The organism is Arachnia sp. (assembly GCF_057238465.1).
On record NZ_DBHHFZ010000001.1, the window covers coordinates 267,022 to 292,168 of the forward strand.

The 25,147-nt window shown below is 66.7% G+C and carries 28 protein-coding genes; 18 read left to right on the forward strand and 10 right to left on the reverse strand.

Going from position 1 to position 25,147, the window contains the following annotated elements:
• Nucleotides 1-2 precede the first annotated feature (2 nt).
• The 4 genes from ACO6D6_RS01160 to ACO6D6_RS01175 are packed head-to-tail and all read right to left on the reverse strand — an operon-like array spanning nucleotide 3 to nucleotide 3,169.
• Nucleotides 3-671 (reverse strand): L-ribulose-5-phosphate 4-epimerase, encoded by a 669-nt coding sequence (locus tag ACO6D6_RS01160; RefSeq protein ID WP_484782897.1) that lies wholly within the window; start codon nucleotides 669-671, stop codon nucleotides 3-5.
• Complete coding sequence (locus ACO6D6_RS01165; protein WP_484782574.1) at nucleotides 671-1,534, reverse strand: L-ribulose-5-phosphate 3-epimerase; 864 nt, start codon at nucleotides 1,532-1,534, stop codon at nucleotides 671-673. Before ACO6D6_RS01165 ends, ACO6D6_RS01160 begins: the two co-directional genes overlap by 1 nt.
• Nucleotides 1,531-2,181 (reverse strand): orotidine 5'-phosphate decarboxylase / HUMPS family protein, encoded by a 651-nt coding sequence (locus tag ACO6D6_RS01170; protein ID WP_484782575.1) that lies wholly within the window; start codon nucleotides 2,179-2,181, stop codon nucleotides 1,531-1,533. The genes ACO6D6_RS01165 and ACO6D6_RS01170 overlap by 4 nt, the downstream gene beginning before the upstream one ends.
• A gap of 1 nt (nucleotide 2,182) precedes the next feature.
• Nucleotides 2,183-3,169 (reverse strand): phosphotriesterase family protein, encoded by a 987-nt coding sequence (locus tag ACO6D6_RS01175; protein ID WP_484782577.1) that lies wholly within the window; start codon nucleotides 3,167-3,169, stop codon nucleotides 2,183-2,185.
• 195 nt (nucleotides 3,170-3,364) lie between these two features.
• Here ACO6D6_RS01175 and ACO6D6_RS01180 point away from each other — a divergent pair, with 195 nt between their 5' ends.
• The 7 genes from ACO6D6_RS01180 (at nucleotide 3,365) to ACO6D6_RS01210 (ending at nucleotide 9,726) form a co-directional block, all read left to right on the forward strand.
• Nucleotides 3,365-4,336: a sugar-binding transcriptional regulator gene (locus ACO6D6_RS01180; protein WP_484782578.1), complete on the forward strand. Its 972-nt coding sequence runs from the start codon at nucleotides 3,365-3,367 to the stop codon at nucleotides 4,334-4,336.
• Between the two features lie 35 nt (nucleotides 4,337-4,371).
• Nucleotides 4,372-4,869 (forward strand): GNAT family N-acetyltransferase, encoded by a 498-nt coding sequence (locus ACO6D6_RS01185; protein ID WP_484782580.1) that lies wholly within the window; start codon nucleotides 4,372-4,374, stop codon nucleotides 4,867-4,869.
• Nucleotides 4,870-4,886: 17 nt separating this feature from the next.
• Complete coding sequence (locus ACO6D6_RS01190; protein ID WP_484782582.1) at nucleotides 4,887-5,381, forward strand: phosphoribosyltransferase; 495 nt, start codon at nucleotides 4,887-4,889, stop codon at nucleotides 5,379-5,381.
• A gap of 30 nt (nucleotides 5,382-5,411) precedes the next feature.
• Nucleotides 5,412-5,621 carry a hypothetical protein gene (locus ACO6D6_RS01195; protein WP_484782583.1) on the forward strand — a complete coding sequence of 70 codons (210 nt, stop codon included), beginning with the start codon at nucleotides 5,412-5,414 and terminating at the stop codon, nucleotides 5,619-5,621.
• An 87-nt stretch (nucleotides 5,622-5,708) separates the two neighbouring features.
• On the forward strand, nucleotides 5,709-7,763 hold the full coding sequence (gene tkt / locus ACO6D6_RS01200; RefSeq protein ID WP_484782585.1) for a transketolase: 2,055 nt from the start codon (nucleotides 5,709-5,711) through the stop codon (nucleotides 7,761-7,763).
• A gap of 63 nt (nucleotides 7,764-7,826) precedes the next feature.
• On the forward strand, nucleotides 7,827-9,512 hold the full coding sequence (gene sppA / locus ACO6D6_RS01205; RefSeq protein ID WP_484782586.1) for a signal peptide peptidase SppA: 1,686 nt from the start codon (nucleotides 7,827-7,829) through the stop codon (nucleotides 9,510-9,512).
• 4 nt (nucleotides 9,513-9,516) lie between these two features.
• The gene (locus ACO6D6_RS01210; RefSeq protein WP_484782588.1) at nucleotides 9,517-9,726 is read left to right on the forward strand and encodes a hypothetical protein; all 210 of its coding nucleotides are present in this window, start codon (nucleotides 9,517-9,519) and stop codon (nucleotides 9,724-9,726) included.
• 4 nt (nucleotides 9,727-9,730) lie between these two features.
• Here the strand turns inward: ACO6D6_RS01210 and ACO6D6_RS01215 are convergent, their stop codons facing one another.
• Nucleotides 9,731-10,951 (reverse strand): MFS transporter, encoded by a 1,221-nt coding sequence (locus ACO6D6_RS01215; RefSeq protein WP_484782589.1) that lies wholly within the window; start codon nucleotides 10,949-10,951, stop codon nucleotides 9,731-9,733.
• A 101-nt stretch (nucleotides 10,952-11,052) separates the two neighbouring features.
• Between ACO6D6_RS01215 and ACO6D6_RS01220 the strand changes: the two genes are divergently transcribed.
• The 3 genes from ACO6D6_RS01220 (at nucleotide 11,053) to dapC (ending at nucleotide 14,265) form a co-directional block, all read left to right on the forward strand.
• Nucleotides 11,053-12,768, forward strand: coding sequence for a VanW family protein (locus ACO6D6_RS01220; RefSeq protein WP_484782591.1), 1,716 nt, complete (start codon nucleotides 11,053-11,055; stop codon nucleotides 12,766-12,768).
• Between the two features lie 70 nt (nucleotides 12,769-12,838).
• On the forward strand, nucleotides 12,839-13,159 hold the full coding sequence (gene fdxA, locus ACO6D6_RS01225; RefSeq protein ID WP_484782592.1) for a ferredoxin: 321 nt from the start codon (nucleotides 12,839-12,841) through the stop codon (nucleotides 13,157-13,159).
• Nucleotides 13,156-14,265 carry a succinyldiaminopimelate transaminase gene (dapC, locus tag ACO6D6_RS01230; protein WP_484782594.1) on the forward strand — a complete coding sequence of 370 codons (1,110 nt, stop codon included), beginning with the start codon at nucleotides 13,156-13,158 and terminating at the stop codon, nucleotides 14,263-14,265. The genes fdxA and dapC overlap by 4 nt, the downstream gene beginning before the upstream one ends.
• A 59-nt stretch (nucleotides 14,266-14,324) precedes the next feature.
• On the opposite strand, the gene ACO6D6_RS01235 is transcribed toward dapC, so the two are convergent.
• From ACO6D6_RS01235 to dapD, 3 genes are read right to left on the reverse strand one after another with little or no spacing between them, the layout of a single operon-like run.
• Entirely contained in the window at nucleotides 14,325-15,563 is a 1,239-nt protein-coding gene (locus tag ACO6D6_RS01235; protein ID WP_484782595.1) for a serpin family protein, read from the reverse strand.
• Nucleotides 15,564-15,614: 51 nt separating this feature from the next.
• Nucleotides 15,615-16,448: a hypothetical protein gene (locus tag ACO6D6_RS01240; protein WP_484782597.1), complete on the reverse strand. Its 834-nt coding sequence runs from the start codon at nucleotides 16,446-16,448 to the stop codon at nucleotides 15,615-15,617.
• Between the two features lies 1 nt (nucleotide 16,449).
• Nucleotides 16,450-17,412, reverse strand: a complete 963-nt coding sequence (gene dapD, locus ACO6D6_RS01245) for a 2,3,4,5-tetrahydropyridine-2,6-dicarboxylate N-succinyltransferase (RefSeq protein WP_484782898.1) — start codon at nucleotides 17,410-17,412, stop codon at nucleotides 16,450-16,452.
• A gap of 122 nt (nucleotides 17,413-17,534) precedes the next feature.
• On the opposite strand from dapD, the gene dapE reads away from it, so the two are divergent.
• From dapE to ACO6D6_RS01265, 4 genes are read left to right on the forward strand one after another with little or no spacing between them, the layout of a single operon-like run.
• Nucleotides 17,535-18,602 (forward strand): succinyl-diaminopimelate desuccinylase, encoded by a 1,068-nt coding sequence (dapE, locus tag ACO6D6_RS01250; protein ID WP_484782598.1) that lies wholly within the window; start codon nucleotides 17,535-17,537, stop codon nucleotides 18,600-18,602.
• A gap of 13 nt (nucleotides 18,603-18,615) precedes the next feature.
• Nucleotides 18,616-19,338: an LOG family protein gene (locus ACO6D6_RS01255; protein ID WP_484782599.1), complete on the forward strand. Its 723-nt coding sequence runs from the start codon at nucleotides 18,616-18,618 to the stop codon at nucleotides 19,336-19,338.
• Between the two features lie 17 nt (nucleotides 19,339-19,355).
• The gene (locus tag ACO6D6_RS01260; protein WP_484782601.1) at nucleotides 19,356-19,817 is read left to right on the forward strand and encodes a hypothetical protein; all 462 of its coding nucleotides are present in this window, start codon (nucleotides 19,356-19,358) and stop codon (nucleotides 19,815-19,817) included.
• A gap of 10 nt (nucleotides 19,818-19,827) precedes the next feature.
• A complete protein-coding gene (locus ACO6D6_RS01265) occupies nucleotides 19,828-19,995 on the forward strand; it encodes a DUF3117 domain-containing protein (protein ID WP_071162211.1) in 168 nt (55 codons plus the stop codon).
• A gap of 60 nt (nucleotides 19,996-20,055) precedes the next feature.
• Here the strand turns inward: ACO6D6_RS01265 and glgA are convergent, their stop codons facing one another.
• Nucleotides 20,056-21,246, reverse strand: a complete 1,191-nt coding sequence (gene glgA, locus ACO6D6_RS01270) for a glycogen synthase (protein WP_484782604.1) — start codon at nucleotides 21,244-21,246, stop codon at nucleotides 20,056-20,058.
• A gap of 63 nt (nucleotides 21,247-21,309) precedes the next feature.
• Here glgA and glgC point away from each other — a divergent pair, with 63 nt between their 5' ends.
• A complete protein-coding gene (gene glgC, locus ACO6D6_RS01275) occupies nucleotides 21,310-22,536 on the forward strand; it encodes a glucose-1-phosphate adenylyltransferase (protein WP_484782605.1) in 1,227 nt (408 codons plus the stop codon).
• Between the two features lie 73 nt (nucleotides 22,537-22,609).
• Here the strand turns inward: glgC and ACO6D6_RS01280 are convergent, their stop codons facing one another.
• Nucleotides 22,610-23,266, reverse strand: coding sequence for an O-methyltransferase (locus ACO6D6_RS01280; protein WP_484782607.1), 657 nt, complete (start codon nucleotides 23,264-23,266; stop codon nucleotides 22,610-22,612).
• A gap of 56 nt (nucleotides 23,267-23,322) precedes the next feature.
• Between ACO6D6_RS01280 and ACO6D6_RS01285 the strand changes: the two genes are divergently transcribed.
• The 3 genes from ACO6D6_RS01285 (at nucleotide 23,323) to sigE (ending at nucleotide 25,144) form a co-directional block, all read left to right on the forward strand.
• Complete coding sequence (locus tag ACO6D6_RS01285) at nucleotides 23,323-23,505, forward strand: hypothetical protein (protein WP_484782608.1); 183 nt, start codon at nucleotides 23,323-23,325, stop codon at nucleotides 23,503-23,505.
• A 3-nt stretch (nucleotides 23,506-23,508) separates the two neighbouring features.
• Nucleotides 23,509-24,399: a 4-hydroxy-tetrahydrodipicolinate synthase gene (gene dapA / locus ACO6D6_RS01290; RefSeq protein WP_484782610.1), complete on the forward strand. Its 891-nt coding sequence runs from the start codon at nucleotides 23,509-23,511 to the stop codon at nucleotides 24,397-24,399.
• 157 nt (nucleotides 24,400-24,556) lie between these two features.
• Nucleotides 24,557-25,144 (forward strand): RNA polymerase sigma factor SigE, encoded by a 588-nt coding sequence (sigE, locus tag ACO6D6_RS01295; protein ID WP_484782612.1) that lies wholly within the window; start codon nucleotides 24,557-24,559, stop codon nucleotides 25,142-25,144.
• Nucleotides 25,145-25,147 lie beyond the last annotated feature (3 nt).

The window sequence follows — 25,147 nt, forward strand, 5'->3', positions numbered from 1 at the left end:
TGTCACCTGCTTACTCCGGTGGAAGCGTTGATGGTTCCGTAGCGGTTGGTGTATCGGTCATGGTTGGCGGCGATCTCCTCGGCGGGCAGTTCCTCGATCTGCCCGAGCTGCATGGCGGCGAAGACCGTGTGTGCCACGTCCTCCACCATCACGGCCGCCTGGAGGGCCTTGTTGATCGTGGCTCCGATGGTGAAGACGCCGTGCTGCCGCATCAGGACGGCGGGGGAGTCGCCGATGGCGGCCAGCAGTTCGCGGCCGATGGCGTCGGAACCGATCTGGGCGTAGCCGCCGCACGGCACGGGACCGCCGAACTCGTCGGCGATGGCGGTCAGGCAGCACGGAATGGGTTTCCCGACCGCGGCGAAGGCCGTGGCGTAGCGGGAGTGGGTGTGCACCACCGAGCCCACATCCTTCCTGCCCGCGTAGATGGCCAGGTGGGAGGCCGTGTCGGAGGACGGGCCCCGGTCACCGTCGACGACGCGGCCGGTGGAATCCACCACCACCATGTCGGCGGGCGTCATCTCGGGGTAGAGCATCCCCGAGGGCTTGATGACGATGAGCTCCCGGTCGGCCGTGATGGCCGACAGATTGCCTCCCGTCCAGGCGACCAGCCCATTGGCGGGCAGCGCCAGGTTTCCTTTCCACACCTGCTCGCGCAGTTCCTCCAGCATCATTGCCGACTCCTGTCCTCGACGATCCGCAGTCCCGCGGCCGCGGCCTTGTCCTCGATGAATTTCCTTGCCACCCGGCAGTTGGCCAGGGAATCGGGGGCGTCGTCATGCCACATCTCGAGCATGACCCGGCCCGACCAGCCCTGGCGCACCAGTTCCTTGAACGCGGAATCGAAATCGGCGATCCCGGTTCCGAAGGGGACCCTCCGGGGCTGACCCGGCAGGACGTCCTTCACGTGAAGGGCCACGATGTGCCCTTCACCGGCCCGCAGCTCCACCGCCGATTCCCCGCCGTGTCCCGCGATGTTTCCCACATCCGGGTAGCACTGCACCCAGGGGGAATCCGCCAAATCGACCAGCTCCATCACGTCGGGCACAGAAGCGATGTCGTTTCCGTCGACGTTCTCGATCCCGAGCACGATCCCCTCCCGTGCGGCGTGGGGAACCGCGTCGAGCAGGGTGTCGACATAGCGTTGTCGCGCACCGGGATCGGCGGGCTCGTAGTAGGCGTAGTATCCCGCCACCTGCACCACCCCGACGCCGAGATCGGAGGCCAGGTGGATGCCCTTCCGGTAGACATCGGCGGCACGTCGCCGCATCTCCGGGTCGGCCGAGCCGGGCATGACCGAGCGGTGCAGGCTGAGACACAGACCACCGATCTGGACCTGCGCGTCCGCGGCCGCATCGCGGACCCGCCTGCGTGTTGCGCGGTCCCAGTCCAGGCGCGCGGCCCGTTCGGGAGTCTCGTCGATCGACAGGTCGACGAAACCGAAGCCCGCCTCGGGTACCTGGGCGAAGAACGCCGCCCAGTCGGGCAGCCCGACGAGCGCCTTCTCGTAGATTCCGAGTTTGATGCCCCTCATGGCCAGGTCCTCCCGATGGCCTCCTGCAGTTCCTGCGCGGCCGCGAGGGGATCCCGGGCCCCCATGATGCTGCGCCCGGCGATGACCACCCCGACGGGGGCGCCGGCGAAGGCGTCGAGTTCGGCGGCCTTGATGCCACCCGTGATGGTCACCGTGAAACCCAGGCCCGCCAGTTCCGAGATCCGCGCCAGGTCCTCGGGACCCCAGCTGAGGTCCCCGGCGGCCTCCCGGTCACGTGAGCGCTTCACGATGACGTGACCCACGCCCAGCTCCCGCCAGGCCTTGGCCCGTTCGGCGTCGTAGCTCTCGCCGAGCTCCACCTGCACCTCGCCGCCGAATTCCGCGGCAACCTTGACCACCTGTCCAATGGTGGCCAGGGATGCGCCCGCGACGCAGGAGACCCAGGTGGCCCCGGCCTCGAAGCAGTGACGGGAGATCAGCGACCCGGCCTCGGCGATCCGGACGTCGGCCAGGATCGTCTTTTCCGGGTACAGGGCCCGGATCTCGCGCACGGCCCGCAGGCCTTCGGCGATGATCAGGATCGTGCCGCACTCGATGACGTCGACCGCGGGTTCTGCCCTGTTGAGGGCCGAGAGGGCGGAGACGAGATCCGGGTTGTCCACCGCGACCTGCAGTCTCGGCCGCATGTCAGTCCTCCTCGACGAACGCGAAGAACCGCTGGCCGTTGCGCATGAGAAGGTCCTCGACGTAGGCCCTCTCGAAGCCCTCGGCGAGCATGCGGGGACCGTCGTTGGCGGGGTTGAAGTCGACGCCCGTGACGGCGCCGTAGGCCTTCTGGTACGAGCGTTTTCCGGAATCCGTGCCGAGCAGGATGCGCTTGCCGTAGCCGCGTTCGCCCAGTTCGCGCAGTTCCATGATGCGGTTGGAGTCGGGTTGGTACTTGATGCGGTAGGTGCCGTCGATCTCCAGGTAGACGCCGGTCTCCAGGATCTGGGTCAGGTAGTAGACATCGGCGTTGCGCTGGATGTGCCCGATGGCGATCTTCTCCGGGGCAACGCCCAGCTTGATGAGTTCCTGGGCCTGTTCGAGACCGCAGGTTCCGTAGGTGGTGTGGGTGTTGATGGGGGCGCCGGTGGCGATGGACGCGGCCGCCGCGGCTTCCATGCACTTGCGCTCGAATGCCGTGATCTTGCCGTATGCGGTGGCCACCTTGATGACACCAGCCTTGTGTTCCGTTCGGTTGACGATCGGGCCCGAGTAGTCGTTGGCGTCGATGCCCTCGGTGATGTCGGCGATGAGAAGCTCGGTGATCTGGTCGACGGTGTAGCGGGACACCCAGTGCGACTGGGTTTCCAGGTAGACGTGTTCCCGGTGGAAACCGGTGGCCGCCACCACGTGCAGGTCGGGGACCCTGCGGTTGACCTCGGCCAGCTTGTTCAGGTCGCGCCCGCAGTTGGCGGGGCACATGTCGACGACCGTGCCGGCGGCCGCCCAGTTCTTCGAAGCCTTGACGAAGTGGGTGGCCTCCTCAACGGCCTTGTCGACGTCCGCGAGCTGGTGGTCGGGATCGATGTAGACCTCACCGGCGCCGACCCGGATGAGGTGGTCGTGGGCGTTGACCACGCCGAGACGCTCCGGCGCGATGTCTCCGAGGATGGTTCGAACGAGTTGCATTCTTGGCCTCCTGATGTCGCTGGAGCCGCCTTCCGGCTCCTTTGCCATACCTCAATCGTTGGAGATCATCCACTCGAAGACCACCCCGAGCGTGAACATATGTGCGCACCAGAGGCGCTTCCGCGATGTCTAATGCCGGTATGTCAAGGTATTAGAGTTAAAGATGCCGGAGAGGGTGTCGAGGAAGAGGCACATATGTGCGCAGAGGAATTGCCGGGGGCGGATCGAGGGCGCATCCAGTTGCTGCTGGAGGTGGCCCGGCTGTACCACATCCAGGGCATGAACCAGGCGGCGATCGCGAAGGAGGTCGGGTATTCGCGGCCCACGGTCTCGCGGTTGCTGACCGAGGCCAGGCAGCGGCGGATGGTCAAGATCCGGATCGAGCACCCCATCGAACAGGCCTTCGAGCTGGAACGGCAGCTGGCCAAGCGGTTCCGGCTCAAGACGGTGGCCGTCGCCCAGAGCCCCGAACGAACCCCGGCGGAGGCGGTGGGGGAGATTGCGGCGTCCGTGATCGCCGAGGCGGGCAACTCCCACACCATCCTGGCCCTCTCGAACGGCACCTCGGTCGCGAGTGTCGTGGCCGCCATGCCGAGGCGCCAGTGGCAGTACAGCAACGTCGTTCAGATGGTGGGTTCACTGGGGCAGGTGGGAACCGACCTCGTGGACTCCCCGGAGCTGTGCAGGCGGATGGCCAGGCGGCTGGGTGGAACCTACCGGCCCATGCCGGTGCCCCTGGTGCTGGGGTCCGCCGCCATGGCCCAGGCGATGAAGCAGGAGGAGCTGGTGCTGACGACCCTGGAGCTCGCGGCCCGCTCGGACATTGCGCTGGTCGGGGTGGGGGCGGTCGGGCCCCACGGGTACCCGGGGGCGATCCTGGAGCCGTGGATCACCCCCGAGATCGCCCTCGACGTGCACCGCCGGGGGGCCGTGGCCCACATGTGCGGGCACTATTTCAACGCCCAGGGAGAACACGTGAAGGACCGGATGTGCGAGAGGATCATCTCCATGCCCCCGGAGCGGCTGGCGGGGATCGATCTCGCTCTCCTGGTGGCCTGGGGGGTGGCCAAGGTGCCCGCCCTGCACGCGAGCCTGCGTACCGGGTTCGTCTCGGCCCTGGCCACGGACGAGGAGACCGCCAGGCTGCTTCTCGGTTACCGGCCCTGAGGGGCTGCCCACCACGTGGCCTCTAGCATGAATCCATGCCTCCCGTGATCCGCTTCGCCAGCCATGAGGACATCCCGGCCATCGTGGAGATCTACAACGAGAGCGGGGTGGCCACCACCGCCTCCTACGACATCGAACCGGTCACCCTCGAGGAACGCACCGCCTGGTTCGAGCGGCTGCGGAACCAGGGGCATCCCGTCCTGGTCCTCGAGGAGGACGGCCGGGTGGCCGGGTTCGCCAGTTACGGGCCGTTCCGCGACAAGGCGGCCTATCTCCACACCGTCGAGCACTCCGTCTACGTGGCCGAGGGAAGCCGCTCCAACGGGGTCGGCCGGATGCTGCTGGGTGCCCTCCTCGACCATGCCCGGGGTCGCGGGGTCCATGTCATGATCGGTGTCCTGGATGCGGACAACACGGCCTCCCGGGCCTTCCACAAGAATCTGGGATTCGTCGAGTCGGCCGTGCTGCCCGAGGTCGGCAGGAAATTCGGGCGCTGGCTGGACGTCGTGTTCGTCACCCGCCACTTCGACTGACTCGGTAGCATTCCGCCATGGTTTACCACGGCGACACCAGCGACCACGAAGGCAGGGAGGTGCTCACCTGGGAAGGGCTCGGGGAGGCCGCCGACGACCTGGCGCTCCAGGTCCACGAATCCGGGTTCCACCCCTCGGTGATAATCGCGATCGCCCGGGGTGGCATGATCCCGGCCGGGGCGTTGACCTACCGACTCGGGGTGAAGCTCACCGATGCGATCAACGTCGAGTTCTACACCGACGTGCACCAGACCCTCCCCGATCCGGTTCTGCTGGCCCCCATGCTGGACACCGAATCCATCGCAGGCAGGCAGCTTCTCGTGGTGGATGATGTCGCGGACTCGGGACGCACCCTCTCGCTGGTGGTGAAACTGCTGCGCGGGTTCGGGGCCGATGTTCGCAGCGCGGTGCTCTACTCCAAGCCGACCACGATCGTGAAACCGGACTTCTGCTGGAAGCACACCGACCGCTGGATAGTGTTCCCGTGGTCCGCCAGACCACCCCTGCACTGATTGTCGGCGGCCCCAAGTAAAATCCGGGCCATGGCTGAGATCCGCACCCACGATTCCGAAGGTGGTTCTGACCTCGGGCGCCTCGTCCGTGAGGCACTGGGGGAGACCATCCGCCCCATAACGCCCGGATCGGTTCCCGGGACGGTTTCCCCGGAGGACGAGCCCGTGGCGGGGGAAGAGGCCTCGCTCACCGCGCTGCCCCAGTGGGCAGGGCTTTCCATCAACGTCACGGACATCTGACACAACGCAGGTGTTTACGTTAACAATCCGATAGTGTGGGGTTTTGGGCGCAGCTGCCCCATCTCTTAGGAGCTCAAAGGACGGAACATGAACCTCGACTGGACCGAACTGGACACCCGAGCCGTTGACACGGCGAGGATTCTCGCCGCCGACGCCGTGGAGAAGGTCGGCAACGGCCACCCCGGAACCCCGATCTCACTGGCCCCCGTGGTCTACCTGCTCTACCAGAAGGTCATGAAGGTGGACCCGACCGATGACAAGTGGCTCGGCCGTGACCGCTTCGTCCTGTCGATCGGACACGCATCCCTGGCCCAGTACTGCCAGCTCTACCTCGCAGGTGCGGATCTCGAACTCGACGACCTGAAGTCGCTGCGGACCTGGGGATCCAAGTGCGCGGGACACCCCGAGTACGGCCACACCCGGTTCGTCGAGTGCACCACCGGGCCCCTCGGCGCGGGCATCAGCAACGCGGTCGGCATGGCCATGGCCGCACGCAGGGAACGCGGCCTGTTCGATCCGGAAGCCCCCGAGGGCAAGTCCGTCTTCGACCACTTCGTCTACTGCCTCGTCGGGGACGGCTGCCTCCAGGAGGGCGTGGCCGCGGAGGCCTCGTCGCTGGCTGCGACCCAGGACCTCGGCAACCTCATCGTGATCTACGACGCAAACCGGATCACCATCGAGGGAGACACCAACATCGCCTTCACCGAGGACGTCCTGGGCCGCTACGACGCGCTCGGCTGGCACACCCAGGAGGTCGACTGGACCAACGGCGGCACCGGGTACGAGGAGGACCTCGACGCGCTGCTCTCGGCCATCCGGGCGGCCAAGGCCGTCAGGGACAAACCCTCGATCATCAAACTGGACACCATCATCGGATGGCCGCTGCCGAACAAGGCCGGACACCACGCCATCCATGGCTCCAAGATCGGGGCCGAGGAGATCGCGGCCCTCAAGGAGAAACTCGGTTTCCCCGCGGAGCCCTTCGCGGTCGACGAGGAGGCGGTCGCCCATGCCCGGGCCAACGCGGCTTCCCGCGGCAAGGCGGATCGTGCCGAGTGGGACGAGAAATTCGAGGCCTGGAGGACCGCGAACCCGAAACGGGCCTCCCTGTTGGCGCGGGTGCGCGCCCGCAAACTTCCCGCTGACCTGAAGCTCCCGGTCTTCGAGGAGGGCAAGATGTCCACCCGCAAGGCCTCCGGGGAGGTGCTGTCCGCGCTGGCCCCCCAGCTGCCGGAGCTGTGGGGTGGTTCCGCCGACCTGGCGGGTTCCAACAACACCACCATGAAGGGTGAGCCCAGCTTCCTGCCCGAGGCGCGACAGGTGGAGGACTGGCCCGGCAACCCCTACGGGCGCACCATCCACTTCGGAATCCGCGAACACGCGATGGGCGGCATCATCAACGGCATCGTCCTGTCGGGCCTGACCCGTGCCTACGGTGGCACGTTCATGGTGTTCGCCGATTACATGCGTCCCGCGGTCCGGTTGGCGGCCCTGATGAACCTGCCCTCCATTTTCGTGTGGAGCCACGATTCAATCGGGGTCGGCGAGGACGGTCCCACCCATCAGCCCGTGGAGCACCTCGCGTCGCTGCGTGCCATCCCCAACCTGGACGTGGTGCGCCCCGCGGATGCCAATGAGACCTCCGTCGCGTGGGGCGAGATCCTGCGCCGCACCGATCGCCCCGCAGGGATCATCCTGTCCCGTCAGGACCTGCGCATCGTGGCGCGCGGCGACGAGTACTCCTCCGCCGAGGGGGTGGCCCGTGGGGGGTACGTGCTGAAGGAGGCCTCCGAGAAACCCAGGCTGATCCTGATCGCGTCCGGTTCCGAGGTCGCCCTGGCCCTCGATGCCGCCGCGAAACTGGAGGAGGACAACGTCCCCACCCGCGTGGTGTCCATGCCCTGCATGGAATGGTTCGACGAGCAGGACGTCGAATACCGCGAGTCGGTGCTGCCCAAGGACGTGAAGGCCAAGGTTTCGATCGAGGCCGGCATCGCCATGGGCTGGGGCAAGTACGTCGGAGATGCCGGGGCCAGCATCAGCATCGAGTGCTTCGGGGCCTCGGCCGCCGGGGCGAAGTGCTTCGAGGAGTACGGGTTCACGGTCGAGAACGTGATCAAGACGGCACGTTCCGTGCTCTGAGGAGAACCACACCGAGCCTGTTTCCCCGGGTGGGGCGTTGGTGGCTGTCGGTAGGCTTGGCACATGGTGCTCAAGTCCTTTCTCGACAAGTTGCCCCGCCCCACCCGGCGCATTGTGCTCGAACTCGACCTGGCCCGGGGCGTGCTGGAGACCTTCCCGCGGAACCCCCTGCAGATGCTCCAGGTGGTTGGTGCGACGGCGATAAACGACCTTCGTGAACACCTCGCGGAGGCGGTCAAGGATGAGCGCGTCGCCGGGCTGATCGTCCACGCGGTGGACTGTGGCCAGCCGATGGCGGTGATGGATGAGATCGCCCATCTGATCGAGGCCTTCGGGACGAGACGGCCGACCATGGCGTGGGCCGAGTCGTTCGGGGAGCTCGGCAACTCCCTGGCCGCCTACAAGCTCGCCACGGCGTGCCGCACCATCTGGCTCCAACCCACCGGCATGCTCGGCATCGGCGGCGTCGAGGTTGACATCACCCTCCTCCGCGGGCTGCTGGAGAAGGCGGGGGTCACCCCGCAGTTCGGGCAGCGCCACGAGTACAAGACCGCGGCGGACCAGTTCGCGGCACCCGAGGTCACCGAGGCCAACCGGGAGATGACCCATCGCCTGGCCCAGTCCGCAGTGGACGACACCGTGGCGGTCGTCGCCAGGCGCCGGGGAGTGACGCTGGAAACCGTTTGGGAAGCCGTCAACAACTCCCCCGTGGAGCCGGAGCGCGCCAAGGAACTGGGTCTCATCGACGAGATCGGCTACCGCGACGAGGCCTACGCCAAGGTGCTCGCCGAGTGGGCCGCGAAACCCGGGGACCTGCTCTATGCCTCCCGGTATCAGCCCCTCCCCAACCTCGCGGGGGCGTTCCGGAGGGACCGGGCGAAGGTTGCCGTGGTGAGCCTGCGTGGCCCCATCGAGACCGGCCGGGGACGTCCCGGAACCTTCACGGGCCCCAGCGTCGGCGCAGATGTGGTCGACGAACACCTCCGGGCGGTCCTGCGCGACGACCAGATCAAGGCGGTGCTGTTCGAGGTCGACAGCCCCGGCGGGTCGGCCGTCGCCTCCGATTTCATCCGCCGGAGTGTCCTGCGGCTCCGGGAATCAGGCCGTCCCGTGGTGGCCCGGATGGGTGCCATGGCCGCCTCGGGCGGCTACTACGTCTCGATGCCCTGCGACGAGATCGTCGCCCACGCGACCACGCTGACGGGTTCCATCGGTGTTCTGGCCGGCAAGTTCGTCACCCGTGGGCTGTACGAGAAACTGGGGTTGAAACGGGAGTCGATCCGGATCGGGGCGGCGTCGGGGATGCTCAGCACGGCCACGGAGTTCTCCCCCGAGGACTGGGATCGTCTCAATGCGGAACTCGATCGCATCTACCGGCAGTTCACGACCTTGGCCGCGCAGGACCGCGCCATGGATCACGAACACCTGGAGTCGCTGGCCCGGGGCAGGGTGTGGAGCGGCGCCGACGCCTGCGAACGGGGACTGGTGGATCACGTCGGGGACTGGCGCCTGGCCTGGCGGCGCGCCTGCGCGCTGGCGGACATCGACCCCGAGGAGGCCACCCCGGTCAGGATCGGGGCTGGTTCCGTGCTGGAGAGGATCATCCCTGCACGCTCCAGCGAACACCGCGCCGAGTCCGCCCGGATCGCCCTCCCGACGGCCGACGACCTGTTGACGCGGGCCGCCGAGCTGGTCGGGCTCCCGATTCACGGCGTGCTGAGCCTGCCCTTCCACATCAAGGTGCGCTGACCCGGTGCCCGCGCTGTCCCTGGCGGAACTGGCAGATGCCCCTCCGGGTCTGGTGACCGACGTCGTGATCGAGGGAAACCTGCCCGGGGCCGGCCTTGTCGGTTCCTTCGGCTACGTGTTCGATCCCAGGGAGAACCGGACGAAGGGACTGAAGCTGAGCCCGGCAGAGTCCTGGCCCCTCCTGAAGGCCTTGGGGATCGAGTTCGAGCACTGACCTCTCAGTTGTCGTCGCCCTCGGGAACCGGTGGGTTCAGGAAGGACCGGTCCAGTTTCCTCGGGATCAGGGAGGCGGTGAAACTGCCCAGCAGCAGAAGCGCACCGCCGACGGCGAAACCCACCTGGTAGTTGGTGACATCCACCAGGCGGCCGACGGCGACGGGCCCGATGATCGCCCCCAGATCGATGATCATGGAGTAGGCCGCGACCGGCGTGCCGCCACGCCCACCCGAGGCGTCGCCCACAGCGGCGGCGGGGGCGGTGCCCTGCATGGCCGCGCCGATTCCGTAGAGACACAGCAGCGGGATGAGCACCCAGATCCCGGGGGCGAAGGGCATGGCGATGGCCGACAGGCCGCACACCAGTCCGCTGGTCACCATGACGGGTTTGCGGCCGATCCGGTCGGTGGCCAGCCCGGCCGGGGTCAGCGCAGCGGCCTGGAACACGGCCGCGATCGCGAAGGCCATCCCCGTCCAGCCGGTTTCCAGGGCGTACATCTCGGTGATGATCACCGGGATCAGGGTGGCGCGCACTCCGATCGACTGCCAGCCCTGGGCGAATCCGAGAAGGCAGGCGGCCCGGTAACGGATGTCCCTCGACGTCTCCCAGAACGTCAGCGGCTCCTTCGCGGCGGTTGGCAACGGGTCGCACCTGGCCGGGAGCAGCAGCGTGGCGAACACCCCGGCCACCACCAGCATCCCCGAATAGAAATAGAAAGGCGCGTGCAGGGAAAACGACCCCAGCAGCCCCCCGATGGCGGGCCCTGCCATGTTGCCGAGCAGGAAACCACCCTGGTTCAGGCCCGAGGCGCGACCCCTCAAGTGCTGTGGGGTGGTGGAGATCAGCAGGTTCATGGCCGCGATGGTGAACATCGCGGACCCGATCCCGCCGAGGGCCCGCACCGTTATCATCCACCACAGGTTGGGGGACAGCGCCACCCCGAAGGTGGTGATGGCCACGATGATCATTCCCAGGGTGAGCGCGTTGCGTTCCCCCGTGATCTGCCCGATCCGGGTGACGAACGGGCTGCTGACCAGCCGCATCAGGGCGAACATGGAAACCACCAGCCCGAGCTGGAAGTTGTCGGCTCCGAAGGTGCGCGCGAAGGGACTCAGCACCGGGATCACGACCCCGAAACCGACGGCGATCAGGAAGGTCGTGGTGGCCAGCACCCATGCGGTGCGGGGCAGTCCGGTTGCCCTCAGCCGTGTCCTGAGTCCCACGTCGTCTCCCTCCTGCTGGCCCCCGACCAACGTGACAGCCTACTCGCGTACCATTGGGCGGGCTCATTCCCCCGAAACCAGTGACAAGAGAAGGACTGGAGTTGACCAGCAAGAAACCCCAATCGCGACGCAGGAAATGGCTGATAGGCGGCAGCGTCGGACTCGTCATGTTGTTGGGCGGTGCCTACGCGGCAGCCTATTTGATGGCTGGCGACAAGGTACCCGCCAACACCACGGTCGAAGGAGTGGCAATCGGTGGGATGCATCCCGCCGAGGCCGAGCAGCGTCTGCGCACCGAGCTGGGGGCTCGGTACGAGGCCACGATGACCGTGACCGACGGCAAGGGGCATTCCGTCGAACTGGCGCCCTTGGACAGCGGTTTGAGCGTCGACTACGCGGGCGCCGTGAAAGCGGCTGGGGGAGTGAGCCCGAATCCGGTTGACGTGTTCAAGACCCTGCTGGGTGGCGGACCGACGGAGCTGCCCAAGAACGTCGACACCGAGAAACTCAAGGAGACGCTGACCTCCCACGCCCCGGTCTTCACGGTCGAGGGAACCGACGCCACCCTCGCCTTCGTGGACGGCGCGATCAGCCGCACCGAGTCCACCGACTCGGCGGTCCTGGACGTCGACGCCACCAGCACATCGGTCGCCGAGGCCATGAAATCCGGGACCCGCGAGGTCGCGCCCACCACCAAGGCGCAGGCCCCAGCCGTCACGTCGGCGATGGTGGATGAGGCGGTCGCGAGCTTCGCGACCCCGGCGCTGTCAGGCCCCGTCACGGTGCAGGTCCGTGACAAGAGCTTCCAGGTGAGCCCGGAACAGATCGCCGCGGTCACCACCTTCGCGGCCGAGGAAGGCAAACTGGTTCCGCACCTCAACCCGGAGCAGCTGCTGAAGGTGACCGCAGAGGCCCGCGCTGGTCTCGGCCTGGTGACGGGAAAGAACGCCGGCTACACCCTCAAGGGCAGCACCATCGAGGTGGTGCCCGCCGAAGGAGGCCAGCAGCTCGACATGAAGGGTCTGGCGGAGGGCGTGACCAAGGCCGCGGCTCAGAGCGGCGAGGCCCGGACCACCACCGTCGAGGTGATCGACGGGTCCGCGGAGTTCTCCACCGAACAGGCGGAGGCCCTCAAACCCACCCAGGTGATCGGGGAGTTCACCACCCACTACCCGCACGCCGACTACCGGAACAAGAACCTGGGACGGGCGGCCGAACTCATCAACGGCAAGGTTCTCCTGCCCGGCGAGACGTTCAGCCTCAACGACACCCTGGGCCCCCGCACCCCGGCAAACGGTTTCACCGATGGCTACGTCATCAACGGCGGGCTGCTGGTCAAGGAAGCCGGAGGCGGCATCTCCCAGGCGGCAACGACCATCTACAACGCCGGTTTCTTCGCCGGATACGAGGACGTCGAACACCGTCCCCACACGCTTTACTTCGATCGCTACCCGGCGGGTCGCGAGGCCACCATCTATTACGGCAGCTTCGACATGAAGTTCAAGAACAACACCGAATACCCAGCCTACATCCAAGGGGTGAACACCCCCTCCACATCGGGCAGCAAGGGAAGCCTCACCTTCCGGATCTGGTCTCGCCCGACCTGGGACAAGGTGGAGTCGACGGAGCCGGTGAAGTCCGACTACTACTCGGGTGGGGAACGCGTCGTGAGCACCCCCAACTGCGAGCCCCAGGCCCCTATCAAGGGCTTCAAGGCCACCTGGAAACGGCTGTTCTACAAGGACGGCAAGGTGGCAAAGACCGAGGATTACTCGTGGACCTACGCCGCAGGGGACAAGGTCACCTGCTCCTCCTGAGGCTCTTCGGGCAGAAGCCGATTCCGGCGCTGCGCGCTAAGCTTCTCACGGAAGAACCAGAAGGAGTGAAGTGACCTACATCATTGCCCTGCCGTGTGTTGATGTTAAGGACAGGGCCTGTGTGGAGGAATGTCCCGTCGATTGCATCTACGAGGGCAACCGGATGCTCTACATCCATCCGGAGGAGTGTGTTGACTGCGGGGCGTGTGAACCCGTGTGTCCGGTGGAGGCCATCTACTACGAGGATGACCTGCCCGAGGACCAGGAGGAATACTTCGACATCAACGCCCAGTTCTTCGAAAACCTCGGCTCACCCGGTGGGGCCGCGCGCCTGGGTCCCGTTGATTACGACCACCCGACGGTGGAGCAGCTTCCTCCGCAGGGTGAATGATGTCCCTGGCGAGGCAATTGCCCGATTTCCCCTGGGACTCCTTGGCGGAGGCCCGGCGTGTGGCCGGTGGACATCCGGGCGGGATCGTGGACCTGTCCGTCGGAACCCCGGTGGACCCCACCCCGGAAATCGCCAAGGACGCACTGGCCGCAGCGTCGGACGCCCACGGGTACCCGACGGTGTGGGGCACCCCGGAGCTGCGTGACGGCATAGTCGGTTACCTGGAACGCCGATGGAATGCGCGCGGTCTGAGTCACGAATCCGTGCTGCCCGTGATCGGCACGAAGGAACTGGTCGGTTGGCTGCCCACCTTCCTCGGTCTGGGGGCAGGTGATGTCGTGGTCCATCCGGGGATCGCCTACCCGACCTATGAGGTGGGGGCCCGGGCGGCCGGCGCCAGGCCCGTGGCCTGCGACGATCCCGGGGCCATCCCGGCCGGAACCAAGCTGGTCTGGCTGAACTCGCCCGCCAACCCCTCGGGCCGCATCCTTGCCCCGGAACAGCTGCGCGCCTGGGTGGCGGTTGCCCGCCGTGAGGGGGCCGTGCTGGCCAGCGACGAATGCTACGGCGAATTCGCCTGGGAGAAAGAAGCCACCAGCGTCCTCGATCCGCGCGTCAACGACGGTGACCTCTCCGGGTTGCTGGCGGTGCATTCCGTCTCGAAACGCTCGAATGCCGCCGGATACCGCGCCGGGTTCGTCGCAGGGGATCCGGCGGTGGTGCAGGACCTGGTGCAGGCCCGCAAACATCTCGGCATGATGGTTCCCGGCCCGATCCAGGCCGCCCTGGCGGCCGTGCTGGCCGATCAGGAACACGTGGAGGAGCAGCGGCGGCGTTACCTGGCCAGGCGAGCCGTGCTTCGCCCCGCCCTGGAGGCCGCAGGTTTCCGGGTGGACGATTCCGAGGGGTCGCTGTATCTGTGGGTCACCCGCGGTGAACCGTGCCGGGACACCATTGAGTGGCTCGCGCAGCGCGGGATTCTCGCCGCCCCGGGGGATTTCTACGGAACCTCCGGCGCATCCCACGTCCGGATCGCCCTCACCGCCACGGATGAGCGAATCGCCTCCGCCGCAGCCCGGTTGGGGGAACAACCCCAGGGCAACTGATCACGGCCAGGGGTGGGTTCCGGCTGGAATCCGGATCGCCGGGTGGTTCCGGCGCCGGGTCATTTCGCCTCGGGATCCGATACCACGGCCAAGAACAGCGGCCAGCCCGTGCGGACATCCAACACCCGCATCACATAGGGCCGGTCCACCACGAGCTTGGGGGGCGGCAGTTCCATGGGAGCGCTTCCAGCGCCACCAATCTCCGTCAGGGCCGCGCCTACGGTGCCCTTCGCATTCACCTGGAGGCGCACCTGCTGGACGGCCTGGTTTGCTCCGGCGCCGTCGAAGATGCCGTCGAGATGATCAAGCTCCACTCCCAACTGGGCGAGTTCCTCCTTGAGTTTGCGTTTCACGGCCAGGTCGGCGGGGGGCATGGTGACCTCGATCCTGTTCTCGAGGGCAGCACTCAGCTTCTCGTGGGTCTCCAGCAGCACGTGGGCGTCCCACGTCAACGGGTGGATTCCCCGTTCCGGGAGGATGACATCCATGGCGAGGTTTTCGTCGTAGGGCAGCCGGACGGCCTGCCAGTCCTGCCCGGAGGCCGCCCGGGCGGAGAAGCTGTCCGACAAGGCCTTGATCTCCAAGGTTTCCCCGCTCCCGGTGGTGAAGGTGAGCGGGGCGTCGTCGGATTTGAATTGCTTTTCCCAACGGGAGGCGAACAGCAGGGCATCCTGCACCACCAGTGCTGTTCCTTGGCCAACCTGGATCCCTGATTTCTCGATCAGTCCCGCGGTGTTCTTCTTCGCCCAGGCATCCAGATTGGCCTGGGCAGCGGAGTTCTCCACCTTCTCCATCGAGGCGTCGAAATGTTTCCGGATGGCATCCAGGAAAGGAGACTTGGGCTGGACGTCACTGCAGATCAGGAGACGCGATGCCAGATTGATGATCGGCTTCTCGGGCGGGTTATTCGCATCGATGCTCTCCGGTAGGGATGCGTAGTCCGCCAGACCGGCCCGCAACGCACTGATGCCGACCGCCCGGTCCTCGGAGCCCATCCCGAACAATTCGTCGAGGCCGGTCGCTGAGGCCCCCGAGGCCCCGAGCCCGACCAGGGCCAGTGCGGCGCACAATGAGGCGGGGGACAGCAGCTGGTTTCCCGTGCGTTCGCCCTGCGCGAGTAGCCGCCAACCGATCTGCTGTGAGGAGGCGGCGGCGACCTTGGCCAGGGGGTGGTCCGGATTCTGTGCCACGTATGCGGCGTTCCCCTTCAGCGTCTCCACCTTCGGTTCGGCCGAGCAACCGCTCACCGCAGCGGCTGCCAGACCTGCGAGGATCAGGGTTCGTCGGTTCAGCAGCATGGGTTTCCTCCCGGGGCGTGGAACATCAATCCATTATCACCCCTGTGAGGGTCACGACCTGAGTTTGATGGTCACCGTCACGGAGCCGCCGGAAACCGGTTGGACATCCTTCCAGGTTCGTTCCCCCTGTTTCCATTCGTTTCCGCCGACGCTGACCTTCTCGATTCCGAGCTCGGAAGTGTTCGCCAGGGCCAGTTGAGTGGCCGACCAGGCGGTGTCGGCGTTGCCCGCGGTCATGGTCAATTCGGAACCGTTGTCCTGGAGGCTGACCCCGGGGATGGTGGCCACCACCTTGTCCAGGGCGCTGTGATCGGTGCCGGTGGCGTCCCGGCTGATGCAGGTGAAGACGCCCTCCCGGGACCCCCGGAAGGCCCCGGCCAGGGCGCGCGCGTTGGTTTCGTGTTTCCTGTAGGCCTCGGGATGCCCGGAACGCTGCACCTTCTGGGCGATGTCATTGACGTCGGTGCTCTCCCAGCTGTCGAACTTGACCAGTTCCTCGTAGAACCGCCCGGAGCTGTACCAGGGATCCATGATCTGTTCCTCGGTGCCCCAGTTGTAGGAGGGACGCTGCTGGAACAGGCCGAGGGAATCGCGGTCGCCGTAGTTGAGATTCCGCAACCCCGATTCCTGCCAGGCCGTCGCGAGCGCGATCACCGCCGCCTGTTCCGACAGGCCACGGTTGTAGGACTCGGCGACGATGATGGAGGCGTTCCTCGCCTGCTCGTTGGTGAGCCGGAGCGGCTCCTCCACGCCGTCAACCTGCAGGTAGCAGGCGTTGGGGGTCATGCGTGCGACGAACCACTCGTAGCCCTTCCAGGCCCCGAAACCAAGGGCGCCCACCACCACGAGCGCCGCGACCAGGATGATTGCTGTCTTCTTGCGCATGTCAGTTGGCGTGCAGTTCGTCGTTCAGTTCAACAGTGCCGCCCCGACGTGGCCTCGCCACCACTCTCCCCGACTGCGAGTCGCGCAGGAACAGCAGGCCCGGGACACCGGAGAGCTCCCGTGCCTTGACCACGCGTCCCCCGGGAAGCTCCACCTTCGTGCCCGCCGTCACGTAGAGCCCCGCCTCCACGACGCAGTCGTCGCCCAGCGAGATCCCGATACCGGACTCCGCCCCCAGCAGGCAGCGTTCACCGATGCGGATCACCTCCCGGCCACCCCCGGAGAGAGTCCCCATGATGGAGGCGCCACCGCCGATGTCGGAACCGTCACCGACGACCACCCCGGCCGAGACGCGCCCCTCGACCATGGAGGCCCCCAGGGTGCCCGCGTTGAAATTGACGAAACCCTCGTGCATCACGGTGGTGCCGGATGCCAGGTGCGCGCCCAGCCTCACCCGGTCGGCGTCCCCTATCCGCACCCCGGCGGGGATGACGTAGTCGGTCATGCGCGGGAACTTGTCCACGCTGAAGACCTGCAGCGTCTCGCCCCGCCCCCGAAGAGCGGTGCGGATGTGGGTGACGTCCTCCACGCGAACCGGGCCGCGACTGGTCCAGGCGTTGTTCGGCAATTTGCCGAAGATGCCGTCGAGGTTGATTCCGTGGGGCCGGACCAGGCGGTGGCTGAGCAGGTGCAGGCGCAGGTAGGCGTCCTCGATGTTCCCGGGTGCCGCGTCGAGGTCGATGACCATGCACACCACCTTGGCGGTGACCTGGCGCAGGTCATCGGTGAACTGTGCCGCCAACAAGGATGGCGGAGCCTCCTTGGTGACGTCGCCACCGATTTGCGGTTCCGGGTAGAACACATCGAGAACGGAACCGGAGTTGTGAACGGTGGCGAGGCCCCAGCCCCAGCCCTGGCGAAGCACGTCAGTCATGCGGGTCAGTGTAGTGAACGCACCTGACAACGACACCCGGCCGGGCCTTCGTCCACGGGAGATCCGGATGGCTGGCCCGGCCTTCTTTGGCGTGACGGATGAGAACCCCGGCCACGAGCGCCGATGGTGTTCGTGGCAGTAGGCTCGCAGCCATGATTCTCGATCCCGGTACCGATCTCGTGACCCTGCTGCGCGCCGTCGTCGATGTCGAGAGCGTCTCCGGGAACGAGAAACGGCTCGCGGATCTGGTGGAGGAGGTGCTTCGCGCCCAGCCCCATCTCGAAGTGGCGCGCGACGGCGACTGCGTGGTGGCCCGGACCCGGCTCGGTCGCGGGCAACGGGTGCTGATCGCCGGTCACCTGGACACCGTCCCGGTGGCCGGAAACCTGCCGAGCACGGTGGAGGAGACCCCGGAGGGGGTCGTGATCCACGGCAGGGGCACCGTGGACATGAAGGGTGGGGTGGCGGTCGCGTTGAAGCTCGCCTGCGAACTCGACCGGCCCCGTTTCGACATCACCTGGGTGTTCTACGACCACGAGGAGGTGGACGCCTCCCTGAACGGCCTCGGGCGGCTGGCGGGCAACCGCCCCGACCTGCTCGAGGCGGATTTCGCCGTCCTGATGGAACCCACCGGCGCCCGGGTCGAGGGGGGCTGCCAGGGAACCATCCGCGTCAGGATCACCGCCGAGGGCAGGGCCGCCCACAGTGCCCGCGCCTGGATGGGCAACAACGCCATCCACGGCCTGGCGGACGTGCTCGCGCGGCTCGCGGCCCACGAGCCGAAACGGATCGAGGTGGAAGGTCTGGAGTACCGGGAGGGGCTGAACGCCGTTCGCATCGGCGGGGGAGTGGCTGGTAACGTCATCCCCCCCGAGGCGTGGGTGGAGATCAACTACCGGTTCGCGCCCGACAAGAGTCTCGACGAGGCCCTGGGGTATCTGGAGGAGGTCTTCGACGGCTACACCTTCGAGGTGACCGATCTCTCCCCGGCAGCCCGGCCCGGGCTGGACAGGCCACTCGCTCAGGAGTTCGTCAACGCGGTCGGCGGGGAGGCTTTCCCCAAGTACGGCTGGACCGATGTGTCCCGCTTCTCCGCCCTCGGGATTCCCGCGGTCAACTACGGTCCCGGGGATCCCTCGCTGGCCCACCGCGACGACGAACGCTGCCCCGCCGAACACCTGAGAACCTGTGCCGATGGCCTTCGCCGCTGGCTTGCCTGAAGGAGGAACCCGAATGACCGAACGCCGCCAAGGAGCCGTGGTGCTTCGTGGCCAGGCCCGTGAGGAGGTGCCGACCGCCGACGAGGCGCTGCTCGGCTCCGACGGGGACGAATGGGCCAGCAAGGATCCGTGGCGGGTGTTGCGCATCCAGTCCGAGTTCGTGGAGGGATTCGACACCCTCCACGAGCTGCCCGCCGCCGTCAGCATCTTCGGTTCCGCGCGAACCGCCCCCACGGATCCGATGTACCGGGCCGCGGAACAGATCGCCCGGGACCTCGCGGAGCGGGGGTTCGCCGTCATCACCGGTGGCGGACCCGGCATCATGGAGGCCGGCAACAAGGGAGCCACCGAGGCAGGTGGCATGTCCGTGGGCCTCGGCATCGAACTTCCCCACGAGCAGGGGCTCAACCCGTACGTCGGGCTCGGCATCAACTTCCGCTATTTCTTCGTCCGCAAGACGATGTTCCTCAAGTACTCGCGCGGATTCATCGCGATGCCCGGTGGTTTCGGCACCCTCGACGAGTTGTTCGAGTCGCTGACCCTGATCCAGACCGGCAAGGTGACCCATTTCCCGGTGGTGCTTTTCGGCAGCCGCTTCTGGGGGCCGCTGCTCGACTGGATCAGGCAGGAGGTCGAAGCCGAGGGTTTCGTCAGCCCGGGCGATCTCGACCTGATCACCCTCACCGATGACGTCGGCGAAGCGGTTGCCGCCATGGGCTCTCCCGTTCAGGGCTGAATCGGTAGGGTTGGGGCATGGTCTGGGTTTTCGGGGTCGTTTTCATGGTGGTGATCGCCCTGGCCGCCTGGGCGGGGACGGGACGGCTCGGTGAGATGCCGGAACCGATGAACGACCGACCCAAGGGGTTCATCCCCGACCTGCCTTTTGGGGCCGAGTTCATGGAGCGGCTGCGCCTGCCGAGCGTCTCCGTCGGATACGAGAAGGGGCAGGTGGACGGTTTCCTGGAGGAGGCCCGGCATCACCCGCCGCAGCATCCGCCCCAGTTCGACGTGGTCGTCGGGGGCTACGACATGCAGGCGGTGGATGCGGTGATCAGCAGGATCGCCGAGGACCTCGGGTTGCGTTCCGGATCGCCCACATCCGGGGCCGTCGCCGCCCCCGGGGGATTGCCGCCGGTTGCCTCGGAGCCATCTGATGCATCAGGGACTTCGCGGATGCGGAATAATGGAGGAGTTCACTTGGACTCCAAGGATTGAGGTTTGGCACATGGCAGCGATGAAACCCCGCACGGGAGACGGACCCATGGAGGTCGCGAAGGAGGGACGCGGCATCGTGATGCGTGTTCCCGTTGATGGCGGTGGGCGACTGGTGGTCGAGATGAATGCAACGGAGGCAACCGACCTGCTCAACGCATTGAGGGGTGTCGTTGGCTGAGCAGCTGGATCCGTGTTGATGGGATCGCCCGGGAGCTGGTCTCCCGGGCGATCCTCGTTGTCAGCGGGATTTGTGGAAGGCGATGGCCTTTTCGTAGACCGTGATGGTCTCCTTCGCGATCTGCTCCCACGAGAACTCGTCGATGCAGCGCTGCCTACCCGCCTTCCCGAATTTTTCGGCGAGAGCGGGATCGCTGGTGAGACGGTTCACCTTGGTCGCGAAATCGGCCTCGAATGCGGAGATGAACTTAGGATCGGATGCCCGGGCCGGGTCGTAGGGGACGAGCAGGCCCGTGGTGCCGTCGACGACCACCTCCGGGATTCCACCCACCGCGGATGCGACGACCGCGGTCTCGCAGGCCATCGCCTCCAGGTTCACGATGCCCAGGGGCTCGTAGACGCTCGGGCAGGCGAAAACCGTCGCGTGGGTCATGACCTGCCTCACTGAGGCCCGGGGAAGCATCTCCGGTACCCAGATCACGGGGGCGCTGCGCCTGGCCTGGAGCTCAGCGAACGCGCCGTCGAACTCGGCGGCGATCTCGGGGGTGTCGGGGGCACCCGCTAGCAGCACCACCTGGGTTTCGGGATCGAACTGCTGGGCCGCCCGAACCAGATGGATCAGCCCCTTCTGGCGGGTGATGCGGCCCACGAACACCACGGTCGGGCTGTCCAGGTCGATACCCAGGTCCTGCACCACATCGGTGCCGGTGTCAGGTTTGAACTCGTCGGGATCGATTCCGTTCTTGACCACGAACACCCTGTCGGGGTCCAGGTCCGGGTAGGAGGCGAGAACGTCCTTGCGCATCCCCTCGGAGACGGAGATGACGGCGTCGGCGGCCTCGAAGGCGGTCTTCTCCGCCCAGGACGAGACCCGGTAGCCGCCTCCCAGCTGTTCTGCCTTCCAGGGGCGGTGCGGTTCGAGGGAGTGCGAGGTGACGACGTGGGCGCGGTCCAGCATCAGCCCGGCCAGGTGACCGCCCATGTTCGCGTACCAGGTGTGGGAGTGCAGCACATCGGTGTCGTCGGCGACCGCGGCCGCCATGGACAGGTCGGCTCCCAACACCCGCAGGGCCGCGTTCGCGTCGGCCGGCCAGGTTTCGGGATGTGCGACAGCGCCGTCGCGGGGCTCTCCCATGCAGTGAACATCGACTTCGATGAACTTCCTGAGCTGCGGGACGAGCTGGGCGACATGGACCCCAGCGCCGCCGTAGATCGATGGTGGATACTCGCGAGTCAGCAGCGACAGTTTCATGCTTCGCAATGATATCTTTCCGAATCTGTTGTGAGGGACCCGGCGAAGCGCTAGGTTTCAAACATGGTGGCACGCCCGAAGATCCTGTCAATCGTCCTCGCCGGCGGCGAGGGGAAGAGGTTGATGCCGCTGACCTCCGATCGCGCCAAGCCAGCGGTGCCGTTCGGAGGCAGCTATCGGCTCATCGACTTCGTCCTGTCCAATCTCGCGAACTCTGGGTTGACCCAGGTCGCGGTCCTGACCCAGTACAAATCCCACTCCTTGGACCGGCACATCTCCATGACGTGGCGGTTCTCGACCTTGTTGGGCGCCTACGTGACGCCCGTCCCCGCCCAGCAGCGTCTGGGGCCCCGCTGGTACCAGGGGTCCGCCGACGCCATCTACCAGTCGCTCAACCTGATCCGAGACGCCAATCCCGACTACGTCGTCGTGTTCGGTGCGGACAACATCTACCGGATGGACATCGAGCAGATGGTGGATGCTCACATCGATTCCGGGCTTGGCTGCACCGTCGCGGGCATTCGTGTGCCCCGCAGCGAGGCCAGCGCGTTCGGCATCATCGATGCGGGGAAGGACAAGCGCATCAAGAGCTTCCTGGAGAAACCGGCCGACCCGCCGGGGCTGCCGGACTCGCCGGACGAGTCGTTCGCCTCGATGGGCAACTACATCTTCTCCCGTCATGCTCTGGTGGAGGCGCTCAGGGCAGATGCGGAGAACCCGACGGCCAAACACGACATGGGCGGTGACATCGTCCCGTGGTTCACCGCCCAGGGACAGTCACAGGTCTACGACTTCAAGGACAACGTGGTTCCCGGCGCGACGGAGAAGGACCTCAACTACTGGCGGGACGTCGGCACGATCGACGCCTACCACGAGGCCCACATGGACCTGGTGTCCATCGAGCCGGAATTCAACCTCTACAACAAGGACTGGCCGTTGCTGACGAACCAGCCCCAGGCACCCGGGGCGAAGTTCGTCATCCGCGGAAAGGCGGAGGACTCCATCGTCAATCCCGGATGCATCATCTCCGGCGGCGAGGTGGACCGCACGGTGCTCGGTCCGAATGTGCGCATCGACAAGTGGTCGCAGGTTTCGGACTCCGTGCTGATGGACGGCGCGAACGTGGGTCGTGACGCGGTCGTGCGCCGCGCCATCCTCGACAAGCACGTGATCGTCACCGACGGAGCGCAGATCGGTGTCGACCACGACCACGACCGGGAGCGTGGTTTCCACGTCTCACCCAATGGTGTGGTCGTCGTCGGCAAGGACACCGTCGTCCCGCGGGACTGAGAGAAAACACCGATGGCCGCCCGGGTGGGATGGAATCCACCCGGGCGGCCATCGTTCGCCAGCTGGTGGCTCCTCAGTCCTTGACAGCCACCAGCAGGCCGTTGCCCACCGTGAGCAGGGTGGTGGTGTAGCTGTCGGCGGCCCTCACCGCGTCGAGGGCCTCGCGGATGATTATGGTTTCGTCGCCCTCCCGGCCCGGATCGGCGACGGTGTTGTACCAGAGCACGTCATGGATGATCAGGAGACCGCCGGGGCGCAGCAGGCGCAGGGCGGCGGCCACGTACTCGACGTACTCCAGTTTGTCGCCGTTGATGAAGACGATGTCGTAGGCGCCGTCCCGCAGCTTCGGAAGGATCTCCAAGGGAGCGCCCGCGATCAGCCGGCAACGGGACGGCGGATAGCCCGCGGCGTTCAGGAAGGACCGTGCCGGCAGCTGGTTGTCGGCCTCGGAGTCAATGCTGGTCAGCACTCCGTCGGAGGTCATCCCGGCGAGCAGGGGCAGGGCGGAGGTGCCCAGCGCGGTACCGATCTCGACCACGGTTCGCGCATTCACGGCCTTGGCCAGTACGGTGAGGGTGGAGGCCACACCCTGACTGACCGGGGTGAGCCCGGCCTGAGCCGCCTCCACCCGGGCCTGCTGAAGACCATCGGCGATGGGGGAGTGGGCCTCGGCGAAGCTCCAGCTCTCCGCAGTCGGCGCCGGAATGGGAGAATCAGCTATGTGAGTCACACGGCAACTCTACCCAGATCAATGCCCTTATCCGTGGAGGCTCTATCCTGAACCGCATGAGTCATGTGGCCGACGCCGACAACCCGGGCGGTGCGCAGCAGTTGGTCGTTGCTGCCGGTCGGCGTTTGGGGGGTGCCGATACCGCTGCATCACATGGGTCCGGCTTGGCGTCGTCGGCGATGACCGGGCAGGAAAACATCCACGACGAGGAATTGCTCGTCACTTTCGAGGAGGCCTGAACCATGCCTGCAAGTCCGGAACAGCCCATTTTCGGGCGGCTGCTGACCGCCATGATCACCCCGTTCGGGCCGGACGGGAGCGTGAACCTCGCCGAGGCGGTCCGGTTGGCCCGGCACCTGGTGGATGGGCAGGGACACGACGGCTTGGTGATCAACGGAACCACCGGGGAATCCCCCACCACCAGCGACGAGGAGAAACAGGAACTGCTCAAGGCGGTGGTCGAGGCGGTCGGGGACCGCGCCTCGGTGGTGGCCGGGGTCGGCACCTTCGACACGCGCCACACGATCGAACTCGCGGGGCAGGCCGCGGAGGCCGGTGCCGACGGGCTGCTGGTGGTGACCCCCTACTACTCGCGCCCTCCCGTTGATGCGCTCGAAGCTCATTTCCTCGCCGTCGCCGACGCCACCGAACTCCCCCTCATGCTCTACGACATCCCGCACCGCACGGGGATCCCGATTCCGGAGGCGTCGCTGGTGCGCCTGGCGGACCATCCCAGGATCGCGGCGGTCAAGGACGCCAAGGCGGATATCTGCTCGTCCTCGGTCGTGATCGCCAACACCACGCTGACCTACTACGCGGGCGACGACGCCTACCTGTTGCCGTTGCTGGCCGTTGGTGGGGCAGGGGTGGTGGGGACGTCCACGCACTTCTCGGGCCCCCAGGTCCGCGCGCTCATCGACACGTTCGTCGCGGGGGACCTCGAACAGGCGCGGCAACTCAACGCCCAGCTGCTGCCGGTCTTCCGGGGGGTTTTCGCCACCCAGGGAACGATGATGGTCAAGGCGGCCCTGAACCGCCGCGGCTTCGATGTCGGGAGGTGTCGCCCTCCCATGGGAACGGTCGCCCCGGAGGTCCTGGAACGTTTCCTGGGGATTCTGGACACCCAACTCTGAGCGTTTTCCCGGAAAACTCACAGGGACCTGAAGGCCCTGCCCGGTGGCGGAAACCCGTTGGGAACAAAGCCTCGCCGCCGTGCGTTGAAGGTTGGTGAGAGGCGTGGAACGCTTCACACACAGGTTCCTCACAGGATGAGGTGCCAGATTGTTTTCCATGGAGAGGCGAGGCGTGTTCCGCAACAAGGCGAGGCCGAACGAGCCGGACTGGGTTGCGCCCACCTGGGCGGAACTGGTCCGGGACCACTCGGCGCAGGTCTACCGCCTGGCTTACCGGCTCACCGGCAATTGCCACGATGCCGAGGACCTCACCCAGGACGTGTTCGTCCGGGTGTTCAAGTCGATCCACAATTTCCGACCCGGCACTCTCGAGGGCTGGCTGCACCGCATCACCACCAACCTGTTCCTGGATTCCGCGCGGCGCCGGCAACGGATCCGCATGGATGCCCTGAGCTCGGCACCGGAACACGTCTGGGGACAGGACCGCAGCCCCGAGGAGCTCCACGCGGACGGGGCCCTGGACGCCGACGTGGCGAATGCCTTGGCGGCCCTGAAACCCGAGCAGCGCGTCGCCGTCGTGCTCTGCGACATCGAGGGAATGAGCTACGAGGAGATCTCGGAGGTGTTGGGCATCAAGCTCGGCACCGTGCGCAGCCGGATCGCCCGCGGACGCGCCCAGCTGCGTGACGCACTCGCCCATCGCGCACCGAGCGAGGACCATGCCCGATACCTCGGGGTGTCATAGGAG

What these genes read in the sequence shown, in the direction of transcription:
- ACO6D6_RS01160 (WP_484782897.1), bottom strand. Translation starts at nt 671, where the DNA reads ATGCTGGAGGAACTGCGCGAGCAGGTGTGGAAAGGAAACCTGGCGCTG.
- ACO6D6_RS01165 (WP_484782574.1), bottom strand. Translation starts at nt 1,534, where the DNA reads ATGAGGGGCATCAAACTCGGAATCTACGAGAAGGCGCTCGTCGGGCTG.
- ACO6D6_RS01170 (WP_484782575.1), bottom strand. Translation starts at nt 2,181, where the DNA reads ATGCGGCCGAGACTGCAGGTCGCGGTGGACAACCCGGATCTCGTCTCC.
- ACO6D6_RS01175 (WP_484782577.1), bottom strand. Translation starts at nt 3,169, where the DNA reads ATGCAACTCGTTCGAACCATCCTCGGAGACATCGCGCCGGAGCGTCTC.
- ACO6D6_RS01180 (WP_484782578.1), top strand. Translation starts at nt 3,365, where the DNA reads ATGTGCGCAGAGGAATTGCCGGGGGCGGATCGAGGGCGCATCCAGTTG.
- ACO6D6_RS01185 (WP_484782580.1), top strand. Translation starts at nt 4,372, where the DNA reads ATGCCTCCCGTGATCCGCTTCGCCAGCCATGAGGACATCCCGGCCATC.
- ACO6D6_RS01190 (WP_484782582.1), top strand. Translation starts at nt 4,887, where the DNA reads ATGGTTTACCACGGCGACACCAGCGACCACGAAGGCAGGGAGGTGCTC.
- ACO6D6_RS01195 (WP_484782583.1), top strand. Translation starts at nt 5,412, where the DNA reads ATGGCTGAGATCCGCACCCACGATTCCGAAGGTGGTTCTGACCTCGGG.
- tkt (WP_484782585.1), top strand. Translation starts at nt 5,709, where the DNA reads ATGAACCTCGACTGGACCGAACTGGACACCCGAGCCGTTGACACGGCG.
- sppA (WP_484782586.1), top strand. Translation starts at nt 7,827, where the DNA reads ATGGTGCTCAAGTCCTTTCTCGACAAGTTGCCCCGCCCCACCCGGCGC.
- dapC (WP_484782594.1), top strand. Translation starts at nt 13,156, where the DNA reads ATGATGTCCCTGGCGAGGCAATTGCCCGATTTCCCCTGGGACTCCTTG.
- ACO6D6_RS01235 (WP_484782595.1), bottom strand. Translation starts at nt 15,563, where the DNA reads ATGCTGCTGAACCGACGAACCCTGATCCTCGCAGGTCTGGCAGCCGCT.
- ACO6D6_RS01240 (WP_484782597.1), bottom strand. Translation starts at nt 16,448, where the DNA reads ATGCGCAAGAAGACAGCAATCATCCTGGTCGCGGCGCTCGTGGTGGTG.
- dapE (WP_484782598.1), top strand. Translation starts at nt 17,535, where the DNA reads ATGATTCTCGATCCCGGTACCGATCTCGTGACCCTGCTGCGCGCCGTC.
- ACO6D6_RS01255 (WP_484782599.1), top strand. Translation starts at nt 18,616, where the DNA reads ATGACCGAACGCCGCCAAGGAGCCGTGGTGCTTCGTGGCCAGGCCCGT.
- ACO6D6_RS01260 (WP_484782601.1), top strand. Translation starts at nt 19,356, where the DNA reads ATGGTCTGGGTTTTCGGGGTCGTTTTCATGGTGGTGATCGCCCTGGCC.
- ACO6D6_RS01265 (WP_071162211.1), top strand. Translation starts at nt 19,828, where the DNA reads ATGGCAGCGATGAAACCCCGCACGGGAGACGGACCCATGGAGGTCGCG.
- glgA (WP_484782604.1), bottom strand. Translation starts at nt 21,246, where the DNA reads ATGAAACTGTCGCTGCTGACTCGCGAGTATCCACCATCGATCTACGGC.
- glgC (WP_484782605.1), top strand. Translation starts at nt 21,310, where the DNA reads ATGGTGGCACGCCCGAAGATCCTGTCAATCGTCCTCGCCGGCGGCGAG.
- ACO6D6_RS01285 (WP_484782608.1), top strand. Translation starts at nt 23,323, where the DNA reads ATGAGTCATGTGGCCGACGCCGACAACCCGGGCGGTGCGCAGCAGTTG.
- dapA (WP_484782610.1), top strand. Translation starts at nt 23,509, where the DNA reads ATGCCTGCAAGTCCGGAACAGCCCATTTTCGGGCGGCTGCTGACCGCC.
- sigE (WP_484782612.1), top strand. Translation starts at nt 24,557, where the DNA reads ATGGAGAGGCGAGGCGTGTTCCGCAACAAGGCGAGGCCGAACGAGCCG.